Annotated in this window: 1 tRNA gene; it reads left to right on the forward strand. The window is 37.9% G+C overall.

Going from position 1 to position 377, the window contains the following annotated elements:
- Window positions 1-148: 148 nt before the first annotated feature.
- Window positions 149-224 (forward strand) — tRNA-Glu (locus R3X26_RS18950).
- Window positions 225-377 lie beyond the last annotated feature (153 nt).

Below are 377 nucleotides of genomic sequence, written 5' to 3' on the forward strand. Positions count from 1 at the left end.
GATTGTAGTTGATGAGTGTTCACACAGATTGATTAGGTTTAGAAAGTAAAGAGAGGGCTTTATGTTCATTTTTAAAATGAAGGTAAAGCAAAGTACCTGCTTAATTGTAGGTATTGTCGTAAAAGTACCCACACTTTTACAAGCCTGTGTCCCGTTCGTCTAGAGGCCTAGGACACCGCCCTTTCACGGCGGTAACAGGGGTTCGACTCCCCTACGGGATACCATTTTTAAACGCATTTTGTAGTGTCTTTAAAAATGGTTTTTTTCTTTAAATAGTATGAAACCTTTGCTCTTTAACAATTTGGAAAGCTGACGAATAATTCAGTCGTTTTTACTTTTAAAAAAGTAAAACAAAACAGCCCAAGGCTGACGATTGG

This window comes from Vibrio sp. TH_r3, from assembly GCF_033101115.1.
Taxonomy (GTDB): domain Bacteria; phylum Pseudomonadota; class Gammaproteobacteria; order Enterobacterales; family Vibrionaceae; genus Vibrio.